19 protein-coding genes are annotated in these 22,807 nt (G+C 70.5%); 7 read left to right on the top strand and 12 right to left on the bottom strand.

The features are described from left to right. Positions 1 to 110: 110 nt before the first annotated feature. Genes CK951_RS20535 through CK951_RS21965 form a run of 3 tightly spaced genes read right to left on the bottom strand, consistent with a single transcriptional unit; the run spans position 111 to position 8,076 of the window. Complete coding sequence (locus CK951_RS20535) at positions 111 to 1,439, bottom strand: HlyD family type I secretion periplasmic adaptor subunit (protein WP_096788098.1); 1,329 nt, start codon at positions 1,437 to 1,439, stop codon at positions 111 to 113. Beyond that, a complete protein-coding gene (locus CK951_RS20530; RefSeq protein WP_232520818.1) occupies positions 1,432 to 3,486 on the bottom strand; it encodes a type I secretion system permease/ATPase in 2,055 nt (684 codons plus the stop codon). The genes CK951_RS20535 and CK951_RS20530 overlap by 8 nt, the downstream gene beginning before the upstream one ends. Before the next feature lie 36 nt (positions 3,487 to 3,522). Further along, complete coding sequence (locus CK951_RS21965) at positions 3,523 to 8,076, bottom strand: hypothetical protein (protein ID WP_157764699.1); 4,554 nt, start codon at positions 8,074 to 8,076, stop codon at positions 3,523 to 3,525. A gap of 703 nt (positions 8,077 to 8,779) precedes the next feature. Here CK951_RS21965 and CK951_RS20520 point away from each other — a divergent pair. The 3 genes from CK951_RS20520 to CK951_RS20510 all read left to right on the top strand — a co-directional run bounded on the left by CK951_RS20520 (position 8,780) and on the right by CK951_RS20510 (position 10,578). Further along, a complete protein-coding gene (locus tag CK951_RS20520) occupies positions 8,780 to 9,508 on the top strand; it encodes a LuxR C-terminal-related transcriptional regulator (protein ID WP_096788068.1) in 729 nt (242 codons plus the stop codon). Next, on the top strand, positions 9,505 to 10,002 hold the full coding sequence (locus CK951_RS20515) for a hypothetical protein (RefSeq protein ID WP_096788067.1): 498 nt from the start codon (positions 9,505 to 9,507) through the stop codon (positions 10,000 to 10,002). Before CK951_RS20520 ends, CK951_RS20515 begins: the two co-directional genes overlap by 4 nt. Positions 10,003 to 10,341: 339 nt before the next feature. Further along, positions 10,342 to 10,578: a DUF1127 domain-containing protein gene (locus tag CK951_RS20510; RefSeq protein WP_096788066.1), complete on the top strand. Its 237-nt coding sequence runs from the start codon at positions 10,342 to 10,344 to the stop codon at positions 10,576 to 10,578. A gap of 184 nt (positions 10,579 to 10,762) precedes the next feature. Here the strand turns inward: CK951_RS20510 and CK951_RS20505 are convergent, their stop codons facing one another. From CK951_RS20505 to CK951_RS20475, 7 genes are read right to left on the bottom strand one after another with little or no spacing between them, the layout of a single operon-like run. Beyond that, positions 10,763 to 11,458: a cytochrome c3 family protein gene (locus CK951_RS20505; protein WP_198402519.1), complete on the bottom strand. Its 696-nt coding sequence runs from the start codon at positions 11,456 to 11,458 to the stop codon at positions 10,763 to 10,765. Next, entirely contained in the window at positions 11,458 to 11,928 is a 471-nt protein-coding gene (locus CK951_RS20500) for a nitrate reductase cytochrome c-type subunit (RefSeq protein WP_096788065.1), read from the bottom strand. The genes CK951_RS20505 and CK951_RS20500 overlap by 1 nt, the downstream gene beginning before the upstream one ends. Beyond that, the gene (napA, locus tag CK951_RS20495; RefSeq protein WP_096788064.1) at positions 11,901 to 14,396 is read right to left on the bottom strand and encodes a periplasmic nitrate reductase subunit alpha; all 2,496 of its coding nucleotides are present in this window, start codon (positions 14,394 to 14,396) and stop codon (positions 11,901 to 11,903) included. Before napA ends, CK951_RS20500 begins: the two co-directional genes overlap by 28 nt. Beyond that, complete coding sequence (locus CK951_RS20490; RefSeq protein WP_096788063.1) at positions 14,393 to 14,656, bottom strand: chaperone NapD; 264 nt, start codon at positions 14,654 to 14,656, stop codon at positions 14,393 to 14,395. The genes napA and CK951_RS20490 overlap by 4 nt, the downstream gene beginning before the upstream one ends. After that, positions 14,649 to 15,131 (bottom strand): ferredoxin-type protein NapF, encoded by a 483-nt coding sequence (locus CK951_RS20485; protein ID WP_096788062.1) that lies wholly within the window; start codon positions 15,129 to 15,131, stop codon positions 14,649 to 14,651. Before CK951_RS20485 ends, CK951_RS20490 begins: the two co-directional genes overlap by 8 nt. An 11-nt stretch (positions 15,132 to 15,142) precedes the next feature. Then, positions 15,143 to 15,325, bottom strand: coding sequence for a periplasmic nitrate reductase, NapE protein (locus CK951_RS20480; protein WP_096788061.1), 183 nt, complete (start codon positions 15,323 to 15,325; stop codon positions 15,143 to 15,145). After that, complete coding sequence (locus CK951_RS20475) at positions 15,318 to 15,485, bottom strand: nitrate reductase (RefSeq protein WP_232520802.1); 168 nt, start codon at positions 15,483 to 15,485, stop codon at positions 15,318 to 15,320. Before CK951_RS20475 ends, CK951_RS20480 begins: the two co-directional genes overlap by 8 nt. A gap of 445 nt (positions 15,486 to 15,930) precedes the next feature. On the opposite strand from CK951_RS20475, the gene CK951_RS21960 reads away from it, so the two are divergent. Together CK951_RS21960 and CK951_RS20465 are read left to right on the top strand one after the other, a co-directional pair. Continuing rightward, complete coding sequence (locus CK951_RS21960) at positions 15,931 to 17,823, top strand: calcium-binding protein (RefSeq protein WP_096788059.1); 1,893 nt, start codon at positions 15,931 to 15,933, stop codon at positions 17,821 to 17,823. 158 nt (positions 17,824 to 17,981) lie between these two features. Then, complete coding sequence (locus tag CK951_RS20465) at positions 17,982 to 19,016, top strand: IS110 family transposase (RefSeq protein ID WP_096786879.1); 1,035 nt, start codon at positions 17,982 to 17,984, stop codon at positions 19,014 to 19,016. A 290-nt stretch (positions 19,017 to 19,306) separates the two neighbouring features. Here the strand turns inward: CK951_RS20465 and CK951_RS20460 are convergent, their stop codons facing one another. Continuing rightward, a complete protein-coding gene (locus tag CK951_RS20460; RefSeq protein WP_096788058.1) occupies positions 19,307 to 19,921 on the bottom strand; it encodes a hypothetical protein in 615 nt (204 codons plus the stop codon). A gap of 148 nt (positions 19,922 to 20,069) precedes the next feature. Then, positions 20,070 to 21,056 carry a ribose-phosphate pyrophosphokinase gene (locus tag CK951_RS20455; protein WP_157764698.1) on the bottom strand — a complete coding sequence of 329 codons (987 nt, stop codon included), beginning with the start codon at positions 21,054 to 21,056 and terminating at the stop codon, positions 20,070 to 20,072. 102 nt (positions 21,057 to 21,158) lie between these two features. Here CK951_RS20455 and CK951_RS20450 point away from each other — a divergent pair, with 102 nt between their 5' ends. Then, positions 21,159 to 21,584 (top strand): DUF2267 domain-containing protein, encoded by a 426-nt coding sequence (locus tag CK951_RS20450; RefSeq protein WP_096788056.1) that lies wholly within the window; start codon positions 21,159 to 21,161, stop codon positions 21,582 to 21,584. Next, a complete protein-coding gene (locus CK951_RS20445; protein ID WP_096788055.1) occupies positions 21,575 to 22,588 on the top strand; it encodes a hypothetical protein in 1,014 nt (337 codons plus the stop codon). The genes CK951_RS20450 and CK951_RS20445 overlap by 10 nt, the downstream gene beginning before the upstream one ends. Positions 22,589 to 22,807: the final 219 nt, after the last annotated feature.

Below are 22,807 nucleotides of genomic sequence, written 5' to 3'. Positions count from 1 at the left end.
CCGGTGTTCCGCCCCCGGGTCTCGGGATCCCGGTGACGGCCGCAGCGCCGGCCCCGGCGCGGCTGCCGGCCGTGACGGACGGATCGGGGCGATCCCGCCCCCGGCCGGCCCTACTGCTCGCGGAAGGCGCGGGCCATGCTGTCGAGGACGGGGCGGGCCAGATACTGGGCGAAGGTGCGCTCGGCGGTCTGGATCATGATCTCGGCCGGCATCCCGGGCGTCGGCGTGAAGCCGGGGACACGGGCCAGTTCCTCGGGCTCGAGGCTCACCCGCGCCACATAGACCTCGCGCGGCACGCCGTCCGACGCGTCGGCGACGCTGTCGGCCGAGACATAGGCCACGCGGCCGTTCAGCACCGGCGTCGTGCGCTGGTTCAGCGCCACCAGCCGCACCGTCGCGGGCTGGTCCGCCTTCACGCTGTCGATGTCGTTGCGCGGCACCAGCACCTCGACGATCAGCGGCGCATCCGCGGGCAGGATCTCGGCGATCGGCTTGCCGGTCTCGATGACGCCGCCCGGCGTGTGGTAGTGCAGCCGGACCACCGTGCCGGCCACCGGCGCCGGCACCTCGGTGCGCGTCAGCACGTTCTCGGCCTTGCGCGCCTCCTCGCGCACGCTTTCCAGCTCGCCCTGGATCGCCTGCAGCTCGGCCAGCGCCGCGCGGCGGTATTCGTCGTGGGTCTTGTCGATCTGGGTCTGGAACTTGGCGCTCATCTTGAGGCTCTCGGCGATCTCGGCCTCGATCCGGCCCATCTGGCCCTGGGCCTCGAGCAGCGCCCGGCGCAGGGCGGAGATCTCGGTCTGCCGGATCAGCCCGGTCTCGAGCAGGGTGGTCTTCGAGGAGAGCTCCTCCTCCAGCAGCTCCGCCTGGCCCCGCATCGCCCGAAGCTCGGCCTCGTAGCCGCGGCCGCGCATCTCCAGCGCCTCGATGTTGCGCTCGACCAGCGCCACGTCATTGGCCAGCTGCGAGCGGGTGGCGCCGAAGGCGAGCCGCTGGCCCTCGATGATGGCGGCGATCTCGGGATCGCCCTGGGCGGCCAGCAGATGCTGGGGCAGCGCCAGCTGCTCGTCGCCGTGATGAAGCGCGAGCAGCCGCGCCTCGGTCGCCTCGAGCCGGGCGCGGCGCAGCACCAGCTCGCGCCGCGTGGCCTGCGCCAGCGTCTCGTCGAGGCGCAGGATCACCTGGCCCGCCTCGATGCGGTCGCCCTCCTCGACCAGGATCTCGCGGATGATGCCGCCTTCCAGATGCTGGACGATCTTGTTCTGGCCGGTGGCGACGAAGCTGCCCTGCGAGATCACGGCGGCGGCGAGGGGGGCCCTGAAGGCCCAGAGGCCGAAGCCGCCGAAGGACAGCGCCATCAGGCTGAGGCCGAAGACCGCGTGGCGCGTGACCGAGCGCGGCACGCCCGCATACCATTCCGGATAGGATGTCTCAGCCATGGGCGGGGCCTCCCTCGGGCCGAGCGACGCGGGCGGGCGCCGCCTGCGCATTGAGCTGGGCCAGCACCTTCTCGCGCGCGCCGAAGAGCGAGACGGTGCCATTGGCCAGCAGCATGATCTTGTCCACCACCTGAAGGAGCGCGGGCTTCTGGGTGATGACCACCACGGTGATGCCGTTCTCGCGCGCCTGGGCGATGGCGCGGGCCAGCGCCTTGTCGCCGGCCGTGTCGAGGTTCGAGTTCGGCTCGTCCAGCACCACGAGGCGCGGGTTGCCGAAGAAGGCCCGCGCCAGCGCCACGCGCTGCTTCTGCCCGCCCGAAAGCGGCGCGCCATCGGCCGCCACGAGGGTCTCGTAGCCCTGCGGCAAGAGCGCGATCATCTCGTGCACGTCGGCCAGCACGGCCGCGCGGTGGATCTCCTCGTCGGTCGCATCGGCCCGCATCCGGGCGATGTTCTCCTTGATCGTGCCGGGAAAGAGCTGCACGTCCTGCGGCAGGTAGCCCAGGTTCTCGCCCAGCTGGCGCGGGTCCCAGTTGCGCAGGTCCATCAGGTCCAGCCGGACCGAGCCCGAGGTGGGCAGGATCGAGCCCACCAGCATCTTGCCCAGCGTGGTCTTGCCCGCGCCGGAATTGCCGATCACCGCCAGCGTGTCGCCGGGATTGAGCGAGAAGCTGATGCCGTTCAGCACCACCTGCCTGGTGCCCGGCGGCACGTAGAGCAGCCGCTCGACATCAAGCCGGCCTTCGGGGCGGGGCAGGCGCAGCCGCTCGAACTGCAGCCGCGAGCCGGTCAGCAGCCGGGTGATCCGCTGGTGGGCGGCCCGCGTCAGGATCACCGCGTTCCAGCCCTCGATCGCGCCTTCGATCGGGGCGAGCGCCCGGCCCGCGATGATCGAGGCCGCGATCACCATGCCGCCGGTGATCTCGCCCTCGATGGCGAGATAGGCGCCCCAGCCCAGCAGGCCGATCTGCGTGAGCAGCCGCACCGCGCGCGAGAGGGCGGCGCTGACGATGTTGCGGTCCTGCGCGCGCACCTGCGCGGTCAGCGAGGCCGCCACGTCGCGGCCCCAGATCGCCACCGCCTCGGGGATCATCGCCATGGCGTTGATGATCTGGCTGTTCCGCGCCATCGACTCGAGATGCAGGTTGGCCCTGGACTGGGCGAGGTTGGCCTCGGCGAAGGGTTTCTCGGTCATCTTCTGGTTCACCAGCGCGATCACCAGCAGCAGCAGCGCCGTCACCACGACGATGCTGCCCAGGTGCGGATGGACGAGGAAGATCGCGAGGATGAAGAGCGGCGCGAAGGGCACGTCGAGGAACGAGATCAGCGTGCCCGAGACGAGGAAGCTGCGCAGCTGCTGCAGGTCACCCAGCGTCTGGTATTCCCGGCTTGATCCCGAAAGCGAGGCATGGGCGGCCGAACTCAGCACCGGCGCGCCGAGTTGCACCGCCACCTCGACCGCAGTGCGCATCAGCATGAAGCGGCGCACGGCATCCAGCACCGCCTGCAGCAGCACCGCCCCCACGATCACCACGGTCAGCATCACCAGCGTGTCGAGCGAGCGGCTGGTCAGCACCCGGTCCGAGATCTGGAACAGGTAGATCGGGATGGCGAGGATCAGCAGGTTGGTGGCGCAGGTCAGCGCCATGACGAGCCCGAGGTTGCGCCGCACCGCGGCCGTGCCCTGGCGCAGGCTCTCGCCGAAGTTCTCGGGGCCGAGGCGGCGGTGGAAGCCCGGTCCCTGGCCGCCCCCACCCCCGCCCTGTCCCGGAGGCGGGGCCGGGCGCTTCGGGATCGGCTCGCCCGCCCGGGCCTCGATGGTGACCGAGCCGGGGCCGGCGGCCGTGGTGTCCCGCATCCGGGTCGCGCCTGCGGCGACCCCCTCCGCGGCCCTGTCGGCGGTCCTGTCGGCGGCCCCGTCCGCGGGCCCTCCTGCGGCCGCCGGCGATCCGCCGCCTGCGGCGCCCGGCGGCAGGTCCCGCCGGTCCTTCGCTTCGAGTGTCAGGGTCGCATCGGAAACGGGCGGATCGGCGGGGGGATCGAGCATGTCCTTCAAGTCGGTGTCTCCGCTGTCGGCCCGCGCTCAGGCGAGCGCCGTCTGCATCACGTCGAGGCTGCCGGGCAGGTCCGGCAGGCCCGGGACGGGGGCGATCTCGAGGTCGGGGAGGGGGTCGATCATGCCCTCGGCCAGGAAGGCCACCGCCTCGCTCACCACCGGGGCCAGGGCCACGCCGCCGGGCGGCGCGTCGAGGTCGATCAGCCCGGCCTGGTGGATCAGCGCGTCGCTGTAGCCGCCGCCCGCCGCCATCACCGTGCTGTCGAGCCCGTCGTCGAACACATGGGCAAGGTTGGCCTGCGCATTCGAGCCGGTGACGATGCCGATCTGGCCGCCCGCCGCCGCCAGCCCCTCGCAGGCGAGATGGAGCTGGTCGGAATCCCCCAGCACATTGACCTGCTCGATGACGTTGAGCTTGGTGAAATTGCCCCGCACATACAGGACGTCGAGCCCGTCGAGGCCCGCGAAGGCCGGATCGTCGAGGATCGCCGCGCCGGGTCCGCCCCCGGCGGCCATCGCCTCGAGCGTGTCGCGGATGCCCGCGGTCATCTCGGTCACCGTGTCGATGCCCGACTGGGTGATCCGGGCGCTGTTGAGTTGCAGGTTGTCCTGCGCCGTCACCGTGCCTGCGGGGGCGCCGGTCACCACGTCGCTGTCGAGCAGGACGTTGGTCTGGCTGATCGAGGTCAGGCTCAGCATGTCCCCCTCGACCACGATCAGGTCGTAGTGGAAGCCGAGTTCGACGATCGCGGCCTGGTTCGAGACGATGTTGCCCCCGAGCCCCATCCAGGTGGAGGAGCCGGTGAAGATCACCTCGGCCCGGTCCATGTCGCCGAGGAAGACATACTGCTGGACCCAGTTCATCGCGGTCAGGTCGCCGTCAATGGTCACGATCCGCCAGTCCTCGGGCGCGCCGGAGCCGGTGGCCGCGGTCCCGGCCCCGCCCGAGGAGAACTGCTCGATCGCGGCCGCGTTGATCGCCTGCCCCGAGGGGGCGGTGCCCGGCAGGGCCGAGGAGACCATGACGTTGGTCTGGCTGATCGCGGCGAGTTCCACCACCGTGCCCCCTACCGCGATCACCGGCGCATCGACCCAGCGCAGCGTGATGAGCGTCTCGTTGACCGCGAGGTTGGCGCCGGTCTCGACCGCATGGCCGGGCTCGACCTCCATGTCGGAGAAGGGCCCGGCGGAGGGAGCCCCCGGATCGAGCCGCGGATCGGAGGCCGGATCCTCCGCCCCCCCGCCGCCGTTCCCGCCGCCATCCCGGCCGCCGTGGCCGGTCTGGATGCCCGCGGGTCCGCTGGCGCTGCCGGCCGTGGCCGTGCCGCCGCCCGGGCCGTCCTCTCCGGCGGGGGCGGTCTCCTCCCCCTCCTCCTCGGGGCGCAGCGCCTCGGGCAGCAGGTCGAGGAAATCGGGCAGGACCCCGGCCGGCGCGCCCACCACATGGATGCCCAGGGCCTCGGCCCCGTGCAGCGTCACCTCCGTCACCCCCGGGGCGGCCGGCGCCTCGCCCGTGGCGATCATCCGGGCGGCCATGGCCCCGGCATCGGCCAGCATGGGGACGGCATGGGCGGGCAGGCCCGCGTCCACATCGGCGCCGAGCGCCGCGGCCGCCCCGGCGAGCGCCTCGAGGGTGGCCATCTGCAGCCCGACCGGCAGGAAGACATCGGGCGTGCCGAAATCCAGAAGGTCGTTGTCGGACAGGTCCGCCACCTGGACCGTCACCGTCAGGATCGTGTTGGGCGGCGGCGGCACGAGGGCGGGAAGCCCCTCCGCCACCTCGCCGCCCGATCCCTGCACCGCGGGAAGCGCCGCCTCGCGCAGCGGAAGCAGCAGGTCCGGCGCGATCGGCTCGACGGGGGCGGGCGGGGTCTCGGCCGGCTCGACCGGCTCGGGCGCGGCGGCGGGGACGGCGGGCGCGTATTTCAGCCCCGGGGCAAAGTCCTGAAGCTCATGGGGCGCGGAAAGGGCCGGAAAGGGCACCGGCTCCTGCGGGGCTTCCTCGGCCAGCTTCCCGGCGGCGCGGAACGCCTCGTAGTCCGAGCGCATCCGTTCGGCCTCGAGCTCGAGATGGAAGGATCCGATGAAGCGGGAGATGGCCTCCGTCGAGGGATCAAGGGACATGGAACCTGCCTTCTCGGTCCGGGGGGCCAGCCGGGAGGGTGGCCCCGGTGGTGGGGGCGCGGGCACTGCCGCGCGATGGGCAGGAGCGGGGGCAGGGGTGCCGGTCCCGGTCCTGCGCGGAGGGAAAGCCGGCGGTTGCCTTGCGCCCCGGGCTTGCGGAGCGCGGGGCAACCGCCGACGCCTGGCCGGGATCGTCCCGCCCCGGTTGCAGGCGCGGGGCCGGCGTCGGCCGGCCCCGCGGAAGGGGTCCGTCAGCTCAGGTCGTCGTCGCCCACCGAGGTGGTGGAGGAGAGCGAGCCGCCCACCACCGTCATGTCGACGGTGTTGCCGAGGATGTTGGCCCCCATCACGATCGACTGGTTGAAGGCCGTGACATCGATCGCGGCCGCCGCCGAGGCGAGGGACTCGCCCGTGACATAGCCGTCGTCGCCGTTGCCCGTGCCCCAGCTGCCGGCATTGCCGCCGGCGCCGCCGTCGCCGTTCATCGCGGAGCCGCCGTTGCCGCCCAGCACGTCGCCGAGGGTCGCAGCACCGCCCGCGGCCGCGCCGCCGGTGGCCGCCCCCGAGGCGCCGCCCGTCCCGGAAGCCCATGCCGCCGTCGCCGGTCCCGCCGATCGAGGCCGCGGACGAGCCCGCGCCGCTCGAGCTGTTGGTGGCGTCGTCGTCGGAGGTGGCGTTGCCGCCATAGCCCGAGATCGCCTCGGCCATGCTGTCGGCCGAGCCGTCGAGATCGGCTTCCGCGAAGATCTGGGACAGGCCGCCCAGACCGCCCTCGGAGGCCGCGTCGCCCGTGCCGGCGCCATCCGAGGCGGCGCTCGATCCGGCCGTGTTGGTGCCCGCGCCGCCGGTGGCGTCGCCGCCCGTGCCGGCACCCGAGCCCGAACCGGCCGAGTCCGCGGTTCCGGTGCCGGCCCCGCCGGCGCCGCCCTCGGAGGCCGCGTCGCCCGTCCCGGTGCCCGTCCCGATACCGTCGCCCGAGTCCGCTCCGGCGTCGCCGCCATAGCCGGCGCCCGCCGTTCCGGTGCCGGTCCCCGTTCCGGTGCCGATGCCGTCCCCGGAGGTGGCGCCGCTTCCGGCATCGCCGCCCATGGCCGCCGCCAGGGCGCCGCTCAGCAGGCCGATCGCGCCCGCGCCGGCCCCGGCGCCGCCGCCCGTCGCCGTGCTGTCCGCGTCGGAAGAGGCCCAGGCCCGCGCCGAGGCCCGCGCGAGCGCGCCGGCATCGCCGCCGTCACCGCCATCGGCATCCGCATCGCCGCTGTCGCCCTCGCCGCTCCCGGTTCCCGTGCCGGTCGCCGCCGAGTCGCCGCCATCGCCGCCATCGCCATCGGCATCCGCGTCCGAAAGCCCGAGGCCGAGGCCCGCGCCGAGCGAACCCGCATCACCGCCGGCCGCGCCCTGCGGCCCGGTCGCGGAGCCCGCGAGACCCACGCCGAGGCCCACGCCCAGCGACGTGCCGTTGCCGCCGTCGCCGCCGTCGCTGTCGCCATCCTGGTCGCTGTCGGCCGAACCCTCGGCGCTGCTGTCGGCATCCGCCTCGCCGCCATCGCCGCCGTCGACGTCGCTGTCGGTCGTGGCGCTGCCGAGCCCGAGGCCGAGCCCGAAGCCGCCATCGGCCTCGGCATCGCCGCCGTTGCCGCCGTCGCCGTCACCGTCGCCGCCATCGCCCGAGGTGCCGCCCCAGGCCCCGGCCTCGCCGCCCTGCGCCATGCCGCCATGGGCCATGCCGCCGATGCTCGTGGCTTCCGATCCGCCCTCGGCGCCGTTCGCGCCCGCGCTGATCCCCTCGGCGGCACTGGCGGTCCCGCCGGTGGCGTTGCCATACTGGTTGAAGGTGCCGTCGTTGCTCACCGTCGGGTTCCAGAGCATGTCGGAATCCGAAAGGCTGCCATACTGGCCGGTCACGACGGCCGCATCGTTGCCCGAGCCGAAGTCCGAGCCGCCGAGCACGCCCTCGAGGTCGAGGTCGTCGCCCGCGCCGTAAACATTGCCCGCATCGTAGCTGAGGTCGCCGCCGGCCGCGAAGATGTCGCCCACCTCGGCGTCGTCACCCATGTCGATGTCGACCAGGTCGTCGTCGCGCGGGATCCATTCGCCGCCGCCGAAGTCGATGTTCACCTGGTTGGAATTGTCGTTGCTGTCGTCACCGCCGTTGGCGTTGGCGTTGTCGACGCTCTGGCCCTGGCCCTGGCTCTGGCCTTGCCCCTGGTCCTGACCCTGGCCCTGGTCCTGGCCTTGTCCCTGGTCCTGACCCTGGCCCTGATCCTGGCCTTGCCCCTGGTCCTGGCCCTGGCCCTGTTCGTTGGCCACATCGGTCGACTGCTGCTGGTCCTGCTGCTGCAGGTCGATGTCGGCCTCATGGACGCCGATCTCGGCATCGACATCGGCGTTCAGTTCTTCGACCGTGATGTCGTCGAACATGACCTGGTTGGACGGCGAATATGATCTTCTGTCGGACATGACACTATCTCTCCGGTCGCGCCGCAGGTCCGTCAGTCATTTCCAAGACGGAAAAGCCCGTACGCGACGAAATGGGTTGCGGTTGAGGATGGTGGAAACCGTGCCCGGTCCCGGATCCCGCGACGCGGAAGCGCCCGTTCCGGCACGGCCTGCGTCCTTCGCTGCCCTGGTGGCGGCCTCCTTTCTGGGACGGCGGACCTTGGCGGGCGGCAAAAGCCGCCGGGGCGCGCGCCCCAAGGCGCGCAAGGGCCAAGGCCAGCGGCCCTGCTCAATGCGTTTTCGGCAATGGATCGTTTCCGACCGGAAAACCGGTCCGGGAAAGGCTCGCACCAGGCAGGCAGAGGCACCAGTCACCCGAACGAGCGATCCGGGGCCGGGGGCCAACCGACTGTTCCGCAGGGTCTTTCGTGGCGTCCTTCCCGGCTCCTCCGCCCCGGGGTCCCGCCCGAATCCGCCCCGGACTAGATCGAACGGGCGGGGAGGGCGCGCGGCTTTCCGGAAACCGGCCGCATCCCGGTCCGCGGAAGAGACAAAGTTCTCAATAGCATGGCGAGGGGCAGCCGGCGCGGGCTCCTCCAATCGATCAGTGCATCAATCCTTTGATCGGTTTCCGGAATCGATGGAGTGGGATAGATAAATAGAATTATCGACCAATTTTGAAGCTTTTCGACTGTTTTCAGTTCATGTTGCCCGGAGAAGTGGGATGCGTGACGATCTCTTTGAGAAAAGCCTTTGCGACTCCGCGACCTGCCGCAAATCGGCCGTCGTGCTCTTCGTGGGAAGCCCGCTGATCTTCAACGACTGGATCCTGCGGGTGGCTGCCTCGGAATCCGACGACCTGGATGTCCGCCGCCACGAGGATCTCGCCTCGGCCGATCCGGCCCGGCTTGCCCGCGAGGGGGCGCTGCGGCTGGTGGTGGTCGAGGAGAGCCACTTCGACGAGCTCGCCCGGCGCCTGGGCGAGGCCCGCCAGCCCGAGGGACCGATCTCATGGGTGCTGGCCTACCGCAATCCCGCCCTCGCGCGCGAGGTGCTGCGGCAGCGGCAGGAGGGCGGCCCGCTGCAGGAGGTGCGGCTTCTGCCGATGAACGCGCCGATCGGGGTCTGGGCCTCGATGTTCCGCCTGACGCTCTGGGGCGACTTCTTCGTGCCCTGCGAGCTTCTGGCCCGGCGCGCCGAGGCGGCGCCCCCGGCCCCCGCGGCCGTCGTTCCGACCCCGGCGCTCTGCGAGGCGGGCCTCACCCCGCGCGAGACCGAGGTGCTCGAACTGGTGGCCAGGGGAGGACAGAACAAGGTCATCGCCCACCGCCTGGGGCTTTCGGAGCATACGGTGAAGCTGCATATCCACCGGATCATCACCAAGGTGGGCGTGCGCAACCGCACCGCCGCGGCCCGCTGGTATCTGTCGCGCGTGGCGGCGCCCGGGCTGTGAGCGTCCCGGCCCGCGAGGATTTCGACGAGGTCCTGCTGCTGCTCGGGCGGCTGAACTACGTCTGGAGCAACACCGAGAGCCTGCTGATCCATCTGATCGCGGGACTTGCCGGGACCACGAAGGACACGGCGCTGGTGATCTACCTCACGCTCAACACGACGCGGGCGCGGGCCGACCTGGTCGAGCGGCTGGCCAAGATGGAGGGTCGCGCCGCGGAAGAGCGCGAGGCCATCCTCGAGGCGGTGGGCAGGCTCACGCGGCTCGGCGGGCTGCGCAACCAGTACAACCACTGCATCTATGCCTTCGATCCCGAGGGGGGCAATCCGCGCACCATCCAGATGCGGATCTCGGACCGCAGGGCGGGGCTGCGCATGGGCCGGGTGAGCCGCATCGATGCGAAGGCGGTCGACGACATCCGCGGCTGCATCGCCGAGCTTGCCACGCTGAACCGCACGATCTGGGCCCTGATCCGCAAGGCGGGCTATCCGGCGTGACGGCCGGGCGCCCTGCCGGGGGCGGGCCCTGATGCGAGGGAACCCGCGCAGGTTGGCGCTTCCTTCCCTGAACGGGCCCCACCGCAGGGAGGCGGGTCCGAGGGCACCGCGGGCGCTTCCGTTCTGACGGCCTGCTCTCCAACCCGGGGCGCGGACTGCCGCAGGGAGGCGCCGCGTCTCCCCTGCACGCCCCGGGACGAGCCATGCGCCCACCGAATGCCGGGGTTCCCGCTCCGGGAGTTTCGGGTCCTGCAAAAGTCCCCATTTGCTGCATTGCAGCGGGAGACATCCGCGCGGCTGCTCCGAGACAGCGGCCGGACACCAGACAAGGACAGTGCCATGACCACCCTGACCCACAGCACCCTACGCGACGGCTTCCGTCTTCCCTCCTTCCTCCGCCGTCTTCTCGACGCCGCAGGCCTTTCGGCCGAGGCGCTGGCGCAGCGGCGGATCTACCGGCAGACCCTCGGCGAACTTGCCGCGATGACCGACCGCGACCTCGCCGACATCGGCATCAGCCGCCTCTCGATCGGGCAGATCGCGCTGGAGGCCGCCGGCTACCGAACCGGCCACTGAGACCCCCGCGACAGGCGGCCCCGGCAGGAGGCGGCCCCGGCAGGGGCATTCGGCTTTCCCTTCGCCGTCCGGCCGGTCGGCAAGAGCCCGGGGTGCCCGCTGCCCGACCCTCCCCGCGGCGGGCCCCTCCTGTCGTTCCGGCGGTGCCGGAAGCGGCACCGAAGGCGGGCCCGGCGGCGCGGGGTCAGTTCCGCAGCACGTAGTCCCGCACCGCGGCGGGATCGGGAAGGGCGCCGGTCTGGAAGCCCGAGGCATCGCGCAACTCCGGCGGGGGGAGCCAGCCCGGATCGACGCCGCGCATATCGGGCAATTCGTGCGCGATGCCCTTGTGGCAGTCGATGCAGGTATAGCCCTCGGTCCGGATCAGGTATTGCGTGTGGATCTGCCCCGCCCTGTCGGTCTGGCGGGTGAAATCCATCGCCACCTCGGAATGGCAGTTCCGGCATTCGAGCGAGTCATTGGCCTTCAGCCGCGCCCATTCGTGCTCGGCCAGCCGCAGGCGGTGGTCGAGGAACTTGCGCCGCGTGTCGATCGTGCCGAACAGGTGGCCCCAGACCTCCTTCGAGGCCTGCATCTTGCGCGCGATCTTGTCGGTCCATTCATGCGGCACATGGCAGTCCGGGCAGCCCGCGCGCACGCCCGAGCGATTGGTGTAATGCACCGTGCGGGTCAGTTCCTCGAAGACGTTGGTCTGCATCTCGTGGCAGGAGGTGCAGAAGGGCTCGGTATTGGTGGCCTCGAGCGCCGTGTTGAACCCGCCCCAGAACAGCACCCCGCCCACGAAGCCGCCGAGCGTCAGGAACCCCACGCTGAGAAAGCCTGCCGGGCGGGTCGCGATCTGCCAGAAGCGGCGGAGGAACCGGGGAACGGGCAGCCGCATCACTCCTCTCCGACCGGCATCAGGGTCAGCATGTCGCGGAAGCGGTTCTCGACCAGCGGCCGCGCGTTCGACTGCGGCACGTGGCAGGCGGTGCAGAAGTAGCGGCGCGGCGAGACATCCGCGAGCATCTGGCCCTCGCGGTCCTGGAAATGCGTGATCGAGATCATCGGCGCCGCGACCAGTCCGGAATATTCGCGGCGGTGGCATTCAAGGCAGCGGTTCGCCGTGACCGAGAGCTGATAGCCCTCGATGCCGTGCGGGATGACCGGCGGCTGCTCGGGATAGTTCCGCCCCACCCGCACGTCGTTGATGATCCAGTCGGCGACGGGCGGCGCGGGCACGTCTCCCATCGGCTCGTCGGCGCCGGTCAGGCGCGGCGCGTCCTGCGCCTGCGCCTGGGCCGCGGCAGCCAGGGCCCACAGCGCCAGCACGGCGGCGCGGGTCAGACGGGTTCGATCTTGACGGCGCATTTCTTGAAATCCGTTTGGCGGGAGATCGGGTCGTTGGCGTCGAGCGTCACCTTGTTGATGAGCTGGCTGGCGTCGAACCAGGGCACGAAGACCACGCCGCGCGGCATCCGGTTGCGGCCGCGGGTCTCGAGCCGGGTCCGCATCTCGCCGCGGCGCGAGATCACCCGCACCTCGGCGCCGCGGTTGAGCCCGCGTTCGCGCGCATCCTCGGGATGCATGAAGCAGACCGCCCCGGGGAAGGCCTTGTAGAGTTCCGGCACCCGCATGGTCATCGAGCCGGAGTGCCAGTGTTCCAGCACCCGGCCCGTCACCAGCCAGAGGCCGTAGTCCGCGTCGGGGCTTTCGGCGGGCGGCTCGTAGGGAACGGCGAGGATGATCGCCCGGCCATCGGGCTTGCCGTAGAAGCGCACGCCCTCGCCCGGCTTGACGTAGGGGTCGAGCCCCTCGCGGTAGCGCCAGAGCGTCTCCTGCCCCTCTACCACCGGCCAGCGCAGGCCGCGCACCTCGTGATAGGTGTCGAAGGGCGCGAGGTCGTGGCCATGGCCGCGGCCGAAGGCGGCATATTCCTCGAACAGCCCCTTCTGGACGTAGAAGCCGAAATGCGCGGCCTCGTGGTTCGCATAGTCGGGATCGACCCCGGTCGCGGGGAAGCGGTCCACCGTCCCGTTGGCGAACAGCACCTCGAACAGGGTCTTGCCGCGATATTCGGGTGCCGCGTCGAGGATCCCGGCCGGCCAGACCTCGTCGGTGGTGAAGCGCTTCGAGAATTCCATCAGCTGCCAGAGGTCGGACCGCGCCTCGCCCGGCGCCTCGACCAGCTGGTGCCAGAAGTGCGTGCGCCGCTCGGCATTGCCGTAGGCGCCCTCCTTCTCGACCCACATGGCGGCGGGCAGGACCAGATCGGCCGCCCGGCCCGTGACCGTGGGATAGGCGTCCGAGACCACGACGAAGTTCTCGGGGTTGCGATAGCCCGGCCAGGTCTCCTGGTCGATGTTGGGCGCGGCCTGCATGTTGTTGTTGACCTGCACCCAGTAGAAGTTGATCTCGCCATCCTTCAGCTTGCGGTCCTGCTCGACCGCACTGGCCCCCACCCAGTCGGGCAGCAGGCCGCGGGGCAGGCGCCAGATCTCCTCGGCATGGGCGCGATGCTCGGGGTTGGTCACCACCATGTCGGCGGGCAGGCGGTGGGCGAAGGTGCCCACCTCGCGCGCCGTGCCGCAGGCCGAGGGCTGCCCCGTGAGCGAGAAGGGCGAGTTGCCGGGCTCGGCGATCTTCCCGGTCAGCAGGTGCAGGTTGTAGACCATGTGGTTGGCCCAGACGCCGCGCACATGCTGGTTGAAGCCCATGGTCCAGAGCGACATGACCTTGCGGTCCGGATCGGCATAAAGCTCGGCCAGCTCCTCGAGCAGCGCCGGCTCCACCCCCGAGATCCCGGCGGCCTTTTCAAGCGTGTATTCGGACACGAAGGCCGCGAAGGCGTCGAAATCGGCCGGGGTCATGGCACCCGCATCCGCCGCGCCCCGCGCCGCCAGCTGGAGCTGATGCTCGGGGCGCAGCCCGTAGCCGATGTCGGTGGCCCCCAGCGCGAAATTCGTGTGCCGGTCCACGAAGTCGCGGTTCACCCGGCCCGTCCGGATGATGTGGTTCGCGATGTAGTTCAGGATCGCGAGGTCGGTGCCCGGGGTGAAGACGATGGGCGTGTCCGCGAGATCCATGCTGCGATGGGTGAAGGTCGAGAGCACCGCCACGCGCACGTGTTCGTGGCTCAGCCGCCGGTCGGTCAGCCGGCTCCACAGGATCGGGTGCATCTCGGCCATGTTCGAGCCCCAGAGCACGAAGGCGTCGGCATGTTCGAAGTCGTCATAGCAGCCCATCGGCTCGTCCATGCCGAAGGTGCGCATGAAGGCCACCGCGGCCGAGGCCATGCAGTGCCGCGCGTTCGGGTCGAGGTTGTTCGACAGGAAGCCCGCGCGCATCAGCTTCGAGGCGGCATAGCCCTCCCAGATCGTCCACTGGCCCGAGCCGAACATGCCGACCGCCCGCGGGCCCTTCCCGGCCAGCACGCGCTTGGCCTGCGCGGCCATGATGTCGAAGGCCTCGTCCCAGCTCACCGGCTGGAACTCGCCGTCCTTGTGGTAGACCCCGTCGCGCATCCGCAGGAGCGGCGTGGTCAGGCGGTCCTCGCCATACATGATCTTGGACAGGAAATAGCCCTTCACGCAGTTCAGGCCGCGGTTCACCTCGGCCTGCGTGTCGCCATGGGTGGCGACGACATGCCCGTCGCGGGTGCCCACCATCACCCCGCAGCCGGTGCCGCAGAAGCGGCAGGGCGCCTTCGACCAGCGGATGCGCAGCGCCTCGGCCCCTCCCGTCACGGGCTGGGCAGGCGCGGGCAGCGCAAGCCCCGCCGCAGCCGCAGCAGCCGCCGCCGCCTGCGCCTTGATCAGATCGCGTCGCGTGAGCGTCATGCTTCTTCTCCCAGTGTCCGGAGGGGTTCGGCCTGCTCGTAGACCATGCAGGCCGCATGCACGCCCTCGATCAGCGTCATCCGCGTCAGCAGATCGCCGATGGCGCCGCCGGAGGGGGCCTCCATCAGCACCACGAGCCGGCCCGTCCCGGCCAGCGCCACCTCGGCCCCCATCGCCTCGACCTCGCGCGTTACCGCGTCCTCGCGGCCCGGGACCACGCGCAGCACCGCGCTCGAGATATGAAGCATCGGCTCAGCCATGGCGCGGCGGCTCCTCGGCAGGCAGGATCAGGATCGCATCGCCCGGGCAGGCGGCAAGGCAGGCGCCGCAGCCGGTGCAGGCGGCGGCATCGAGCGCCGGCAGCGGCGGTCCGCCCAGCCGCGGCCGCAGCCGGATCGCGGCCTCGGGGCAGATGTCCGCACAGCTGCCGCAGGTCACGCCGAGGCGGGGAAGGCAGCCCTCGCCCAGCAGGACCCGGTGGCGGAAGGGCGGCAGGCCGCGGTCGAAGACGGGCTCGGGGCAGGCCTCGGCGCAGGCGCCGCAGAAGGTGCAGGCGGCGTGGAACTCGATCGCGGGCAGCCCGCCCGTGGTCACGATCCCCTCGGGACAGGCCCGGGCGCAGAGGCCGCAGAAGGTGCAGGCCGAAGGCTCCGCCATCCACGGCGGCCGGGGAAGCGGTGGTGGAGGAGGAGGCTCGACCCGCCCCCCGAGCAGATGGCGCCGCGTCAGGGTCATGTCCTTCTCCCTCAGACCGGAGGGCCGGGCGGGCCGAAGGCCATCTGCCACATCCAGATGAGAAAGCCCCAGCCGCCGACGAAGGCGATGGCGAGGAACGGCCAGATCAGCGCGGCCAGCAGCAGGAACACCACGATCTCCTCGCGCCGCCGGACGGGAGGCTCTTCCGCCGGAAGGGGGGCGGGATCAGGCATCGCCGCCCTCGTGTCGCGAGAAGCGCCGCCGCAGCGCCTCGGCCCCGACCGTCAGGAGCCCGGTGAAGAAGGCGGCCCCCACCACGTGATTGGACATGTAGCCCAGTTCGAAGGCGCCGTAGTCGAACCAGCTCCAGATCATGCCGATCGGAATGCCCACCAGGGCTCCCATCCCGAAAGCCGAGGCGAGCGAGCGACGCGACCTGCGCGCGAAGGGGGGCCTGCGTACCGGCATGGGGCGGAAATCGCGATCCCGCCCGAATGTTCCCGCCGGTTGCGGGTAATCTTCGCCCGCGCGGGGCGGGCCCCCGGCGTGCTGATGCCACCCGTTGCCCCGGCGGGGTCGGAAAACCTCGCCCGCGCGCGGCGGGCCCGGGGCAGGGCGGGGCGCCGGAACCGGCAAGTCCCCATCGGGGGGCACAGCATCGGTCGTCGGCCAGTCGCCGCCCGGCGCAGCCCAGCACGGTCTCGGACAGGAAGCCGTGTGGTTAACGACTGTGCCGGCCGGCGGCGACAGGACCGCGCACCTGCTTGTCCCGCTCGTCCCGGCCGTGCTACCCCGATGCCATTGAACCTGTTGTGCCTTATCTATTGGAACGTGAACGATGATTTTCGAGAAGCGCCCGAGTGCGACTGCTCCTTTTTCCCTGGCGGCCAAGTGCATTCCCACGCTCGATCAGCCAAGGATGGTGCCCGCCACGCTCGGCATCACGCTTGAAGGTGGATCGGGCGACGACACCCTGATCGGAGGCGCGGGATCGGACCTGCTCGTCGGAAACGGCGGCAACGACTGGCTGGAAGGGCGGGCAGGGGCGGATACGCTGATCGGCGGCGAGGGCGACGACACCCTCGCCGCAGTCGGCCTGAACGATGTCGCCCGGGGGGGCGACGGTCTGGACCTGCTGCGTCTCGACCTGTCGGCGGTGACCAGCGACATCTACCTCTATGACCGCTGGGGCGACCTTTCGAGGCCGGAAGACGGACTTCTGGCCAGCAGTGTGGAGTTCTTCGACATCAGCCTTGGCTCCGGGTCCGGGCTCTTCCGGACCGATGCGCTGATGACGGATCGTGCAGGGCGCGGTGGACATGTCGATGGCGGAGACGGCCACGATTACATCTACCTGGACTACATGGGTTCGTCGCCCGACGGCCTCGGGATCGAGGCGCTCGATCTCGACTTCAGCTCCGGCGAGTCCTCCATACGACTGTCGGACGGCTCCCTGCGCCAGCTGGTTCTGGAAGACGTGGAAACTGTCGGCGTCCACGGCACAGCGGGCAACGACAGGATGATCGCAGGCGCCCTGCAGGGTGACTTCGAAGGCCGGGCTGGCGACGACCTTCTGGTCGGGGGAAGCGGGAACGATTTCCTGATCGGAGGTCATGGATGCGACCGGATCGTCGGTGGAGCCGGCGACGACCGTATTCATGATGGCAACTATGGCTGGAGGCTGCCAACGGCGTTTGATCTTGATCCGGATCTCCTTCTCGGCGGCGCCGGGGCCGATACGATCACGGGGGAACCGGGCGACACCTTGATCGGCGGAGCCGGAGACGATTGGTTGACCTCCAGTGGCAACAGTACGCTGCAGGGCGGCAGCGGAAACGACGCCGTCTGGATTCACAGCCTTGAATGCCGCGCCAGGGGCGGGGCCGGACTCGACACGTTGTCGATGTGGCTTGATGAGACAGGCCCGGTGGAAATGTTTTTCCTTGAGGGTGTCATAACGGTTAACGGAACGAGGATCGCGGAGGGGTTCGAGTTCGTCAGCGGCGAGTTCAGCGCCGGAGACGACGTCATTGTGGCGGGGTTCCTTGCGCCGGGCCCGTCGAGTCACATCATGTATGATTACGCCTGGCTTGATGCGGGCGAGGGCGACGACCGGATCGTGCTGAACTACACCGGGCGCTACGGCGAAGGTCTGTCGGCTTCCGGTGTCAGCATCGTCTTCGACAGCCTCGACAGGAGCCGGATCACGATGAGCGACGGCTCGGTGCGGCTCGTGGATCTCCAGGGATTCGAAGCCGCCACGATAACCGGCAGCGCGGGGGATGACAGAATCTCGGGGACCGTGGGAGGCGACCTGCTGCGCGGCGGCGCAGGCGCGGATTACCTCGACGGGGGTTCGGGCGAGGATCGGCTCTACGGCGGACAAGGCCGCGACCAGCTCGTGGGCTCCATTGGCCGCGACACCTTCGTCTTCCACGGCGCTCCGGGCACCACGGGCGCCGACTCGATCCTCGACTTCGTAGCAGGCTTCGACAGGATCGAACTTGCCGGCGCGGCTTTTGTTGGCCTCGGGGCCGGGACGCTGGATCCCGAGGCCTTCGTCGCCAATGCACGGGGGCTTGCGACGGATGCCGATGATCATCTGGTTTACGCAACCGGGACCGGAGCGCTCTGGTTCGACTCGAATGGCTCCTCTGCGGGGGGCCGTACGCTTCTGGCGAGGCTTGAGCCCGATCTGGCCCTTTCGGCTTCGGACTTCCTGGTGATCTGACGCCCCCTGACCTGCCACTGAACTTTCTGGCCTGCCCCGATGGAGGGGTCCAGTTTCAATCTTGGTGCATGGCTGGGGCTTTGATGATGGGTTGGGTAGCCCCTCCTGACGGCACTTATGTGCCACAGTGATCCAGACAGGATCAGGAGGAACCCGCTATGAAGGACGTCTCGATCATCGGCGTTGACCTGGCGAAACAGGTTTTTCAACTGCACGGAGCGACAGCAGAAGGCGAGGTCGTGTTTCGCAAGAAGCTGTCGCGCAAGCAGTTTCTCACGTTCATGCAGTCGCAGTCCGGGTGCATCATTGCGATGGAGGCCTGTGCCACCGCTCATCATTGGGCCCGGACCTTGTCGGCCATCGGGCATGAAGTGCGCCTGATCGCCCCGAAATTCGTCAAGCCGTATGTGAAGAGCCAGAAAAACGACATGGCGGATGCCGAGGCGATCGCGGAAGCGGGCAGTCGGCCGACCATGCGTTTCGTCGAGGTGAAGACGCCGGAGCAGCAGGGCCTCGGCATGATCTTCAGGCTGCGGGATCTGCTGGTAGGGCAGCGGACGCAGATGATCAATGCCTTGCGCGGCCATCTCGCCGAGTTCGGGCTTGTCGCCGGGAAGGGGCGGGAGAACGTGGACAAGCTGCGGACCGTTCTGGAGCCGGGCGCAGGGTCAGACGATCTTCCTGCTGTGGTCCGCCACATGGCACAGCTTTGCTTTGATCAGATCGACGATCTGTCGCAGAGGATCACCGAGCTTGATACGCAGATCGCGGCGGCCAGCAAACGTTCGCGGTTCTCAGCCCGACTGCAAAAGATGCCCGGCATAGGCCCTATTACCGCGATGGCATTGGCGGCTTTCGCGCCACCGATGGAGAGCTTCCGTCAGGGAAGGGATTTCTCGGCTTGGCTGGGCCTCGTGCCGCGACAGCATTCCAGCGGCGGCAAGCAGAGGCTCGGCCGCACGAGCAAGTCCGGCCAGCGCGACATCCGGCGCTTGCTGATCATTGGCGCGATGGCCGTAATCTCCGGGACCAAGATCCGGCCACCCGCAGAAAGCTCGTGGCTGGGGCGGATGCTGGCACGCAAGCCACGGATGCTGGCCGCCATCGCATTGGCGAACAAGATGGCCCGCATGCTTTGGGCCATGATCACAAAGAACGAAGAGTTTCGAGGGGGACCGCTGATGGCGAACTGACGAGGTCAGCAGCACCGCCTCGAAATGCGGGAGAAGCTGAAGCTTGTATGAAATCGATCGGACAGATCGGGGTTGGGGAAACCAGTGTCACATGGAGAGCTTCGAGCTCGTTTTGATGTTTTGACCACAACCCGCGCATCCCATACCGGCCATGGAGCAAAGCGCTCCGACGAAAGGCCTGACACATGGACGCATTCGATCGTATCATGCTAGCCGAGGCGACAGCCCGCTAAAACCGGGGCTACCCACACATGATGTGACCGCCCCCCGAGGTCATCGAGGCGGAAGACCTATCCGCCCGTGTGGTTCATGTGCCGGACGGGGGTGCCGATCTCCACCCCCTCGAGGATCGGCGGCTTCTCGTAGGCCATGTTCGGCCCCGCGCTTGCGGCACGGATCGGCGTGGACTGGCACGAGATGGGCGCGGTGCTGGGCCGGCACCTCGCCACGCTCCACCCCGGGGGAACGGTCCGGCAGCGCGCGATCCTGCTGTCGGGGCCGGTGGAATCCGGATGGGTCGGACCGCTCGAGGCCGGCCTGAACGCGGCCCTTTCCGGCTCTGCGGTGTCGAGATCCTTGCGGTCTACCGGGCCGACACCGGCCTGCGCGAGCAGCTGCGGACCCTGGAACGCGCTCTGGCCGACTGGCCGGCCCTCGATCTCGTCATCGGGAATGCCCCTGCCATCGAGGCGGCGATGGCGCTGCGGGCGGCCGAGGCACCCGCGTCGGCCGCGCCCGCACTGGCCGCGATCTATTTCAGCCATGGCATCGCGCGGGGACTGCTGGGCGGCCAGATCCTCGCCGTGCCGTTCGACGATCCGGTGGAGCAGGGAGAGCGGGCGGTGGCCGCGGCCATGGAGGCCATCGGCGGCGGCCGGGACGCACGCCTGAATGGCCCCCCGCATCGCCCTCATCACGCGGGGAGCGGAAGCGCAGGCGGCCCGGATGTCGCCCGCCGGCTACTTCCCCGCGCTGAACTGATCGGGCCGGAAAGGGGAAACTCCTGCTCCCGCGCCCGGGCGGGTCGCGTCACGGACTTCCGGGCCGTCCCGTTCACGGGGCTTCCGGACCGTCGTCCGGCGGGGCGGTCGGGTCGAGCAGCGGACCCACGGCCCCGCCGGCGTGGATGCGCGCCATCGCACGGCCGACGAGAGGGGCCAGCGACAGCAGCCGGACGCGCGGCCCCGCCTCGGGCAGGCGCGCCGAGTCGGTGACGGTCAGCGTGTCCACGGCCGGATCGGCAAGGCGGTCCACCGCTGCCGGGTCGAGAAGATGCGTGGCCAGCAGATGCACCTCGGCTGCGCCCCGCGCGCGGCAGGCCTGCGCCGCGCGCAGCAGCGTGCCGCCGCTGTCGATCATGTCGTCGACGATCCAGACCGACTTGCCGGCCACGTCGCCCGCGAACAGCTCGCCCGAGACGACGCCCGACGAGCGGCGCTTCTCGAGAAAGCCGAAGCCCACCTCGCGGTTGCCCATCTGCTCCACCGCCTCGCGCAGAAGCTCGGCCCGCTTCACGCCGCCGCCGTCGGGCGAGATCACCGCCAGCGGCGCCTCGCCCGCACGGCGCAGGATCTCGCCCGCGAAGAGGCGGCAGCCGTCGAGATGCACCGTGGTGCAGCGGAACCCGTTCTGGAAGGCGGCGAGGTTGTGGACCTCGGCCGTCACGACGCAATCCGCCCCCGCGGCCTCCAGCAGGCGGGCCACCTCGGCGGCATTGACCGGATCCCGGGCCTTGGTCTGCCGGTCCTTGCGCATGTAGGGCAGCCAGGGGCAGATCGCGACCACGCGCGCGGCCCCGTTGCGGCGGCAGCAGGCAAGGAACAGCAGAAGCCGCATCAGCGCATCGTTCACCGAGCCGTCCGGCCCCGCGTGGAGCGCCGAGAAGACGAAGACATCCTGCCCGCGGACGCTGACCAGAGGCCGCATCTTGTGCTCGCCCCCCGCGAAGGCGCGCATCTCGAGCGGCGAGGGGGCCACGCCGGCATGGTGCGCCGCCTCATGGCCCAGGGGGTGGGACGGGGTGAGATCGAACCAGCGCATGGGGCACATTCCCCCGGCGGGCCGCACCCCGCATTGACCGCAGTCATTGAGCCGGCGCCGCAGGCGCGGATCATCGACGGCACCTTGCCAAGGGAGGATGCGATGAAGATCTCCGGCATCGCCACCCTCGACCACTCTCCGCAGGTGGTGGCGGAATGGCTCAACGAGTTGCAGCAGGATCTGGGCTGGGCCGATCGCGGGCGGGCCTATCTGCTGCTGCGCGCGACACTCCACGCGATCCGGGACTTCCTGACGGTGGAGGAGGCGGCGGATCTTGCCGCGCAGCTTCCGATCCTGATGCGCGGGATCTTCTACGAAGGCTGGGTGCCGTCGCGCACGCCGGCAGAGGCGCGCACGGTGGACGACTTCCTCGAGCGGGTGACGGGCGCCTTCACCGTCAGCCCGCTGGCCGAGCCGGACGTGGCGGTCGCGGCGGTGTTCGACCTGCTGCGCCGGCACGTCTCGCAGGGCGAGTTCCGCCAGGTCGCCTGGGCCATGCGGAGGCCGCTGCGCGACCTGTGGATGTAGCGGATCCCGGTCTTCCGGCGGCGGAGCCGCCCGGCTACGGGCCGAAGGTCGCGTTCCTGTCGGCGCTGCCCGGAATGGAACGGGTGATCGAGACGCACATGGCGCATGTGTTCCTGTTCGCCGACCGGGTGCTGAAGCTGAAGAAACCGGTCGCCCTCGGCATGCTCGACCACCGGACGCTCGCGGCGCGGCACCGCGCCTGCGCGGCCGAGTTGCGGCTGAACCGCGAACTCGCGGGCGACGGCGTCTATCGCGGCCTGCTTCCCCTGGTGGTTGTCGCCGGCCGGATGGGCGTGGGCGGGCCTGGCAGGGTGGTGGACTGGCTCGTGCACATGCGGAGGCTTCCGGCCGACCGGATGCTCGACCGGCTGGTCACCGAGCGGCGCCCGGTCGAGCGGTCGCTCCTGTCGGTCCTGACGCGGGATCTGGCCGCGTTCTACCGGCGCAGCCGCCGTGCCGGCGAAGGGCGCCATCTCGCGCGCCTGAGGCAGGAGGCCGAGGTGAATGCGGGCCACCTCGCCGCGATGGCGGTGCATGTGCCCCAGGTTGCCGTGGCCGGGCTCGCGGCGGTCTGCGCCCACCGCATCCGGGCGCACAAGCACGAGATCGCCCTCCGCGAGCGTCAGGGGCTGATCGTCGAGGGGCACGGCGACCTGCGGCCCGAGCACGTCTGCCTGATCGCCCGGCCGGTGGTGTTCGACCGGGTGGAGTTCTCGCGCGACATCCGCCTTGCCGATCCGTTCGACGAGGTCGGCCATCTTGCGCTGGAATGCGCCCTTCTGGGGGCCCCGGACCTGGGCGGCCCCCTGCTGAGCGGGCTGGAGGCGGCGGGCCTCGCCGCGCCCTCGGCGGGCCTGCTGTCGACCTACCGCCTGGTCCGCTGCCTCTCGCGGGCGCGGCTCAGCCTCGATCACCTGCGCGACGAAGGGCGCAGCGATACCGCGCGCTGGATCGCCAAGGCTTCCGCCTACCTGGCCGAGGCGGCCCGGCTCGCCTCGGCCTGAGGGCGCCCCGGCACGCCGGTTCGCGGAACGGACGCCGCACGCGGCCGCTGGATCAAGGGAGACCGCGGGCCGGGATACGGCATGAGCGGGCCCGGATCGCGAGGTGCCCGTGGCGCGGGACATGCAGCACCATGACCCGACCCTGCCTCGTCCGACGCCGCCGGACGCCCGACGTGACGGATCCCCGGTGCCGCCGGACCTGTGCCGGGAGATCGCCAT

Origin of the sequence: Rhodobacter sp. CZR27 (assembly GCF_002407205.1) — a bacterium.
GTDB lineage: Bacteria > Pseudomonadota > Alphaproteobacteria > Rhodobacterales > Rhodobacteraceae > Cereibacter_A.
Note: the sequence above shows the minus strand (reverse complement) of the source record. Positions and strands in the feature narration are given on the sequence as shown.